This window comes from uncultured Jannaschia sp. (genome assembly GCF_947494025.1).
Lineage (GTDB): Bacteria > Pseudomonadota > Alphaproteobacteria > Rhodobacterales > Rhodobacteraceae > Jannaschia.
Genome location: NZ_CANLTQ010000154.1, coordinates 1 through 424, shown reverse-complemented (window position 1 = coordinate 424; position 424 = coordinate 1). Strand labels below are relative to the sequence as shown.

The 424-nt window shown below is 67.2% G+C and carries 1 protein-coding gene; it reads right to left on the bottom strand.

From position 1 onward, the window contains the following. Window positions 1-401 (bottom strand): transposase (locus Q1B08_RS21740; RefSeq protein ID WP_299823534.1); only part of this gene is annotated, 401 nt, incomplete at its 3' end. Between the last annotated feature and the right edge of the window lie 23 nt (window positions 402-424).

Here is a 424-nt window from a genome sequence, read left to right as displayed (position 1 = left end):
GTGTAGTCTGTTCCTGCTGCGAGCATGGCGTTGAGGGTGCAGAGCAGCTTTCTGGCGGTTGCGACGAGTGCGGCTTTGACGGGCTTGCCGGCTTTCTGCATGCGCTCTCGGAAGACGCCGAAGGTCGGATCGCATCGCGAGGCGTGCAGCGCGGCGAGATAGAGCATCGTGCGCACGACAGGTCGCCCGCCGCCGATAGCGCGATGGCCCTTACGGATGCCACTGTCCCTAGCAACGGGTGCGAGGCCCGCCAACGCAGCGATGCGGCGTCGGTCGAGCCGGCCCAGTTCGGGCATCTCGGCGATGAGCGTAGCGGAGACGATGGGACCGACGCCGGGCGTGGTTCTGAGGCGCCGGTCGAGGTTGGCAAGATCGGCATCCGCCGCGACGATCTCGGCCATCCGAGCCTCGACCCGCTTGATGC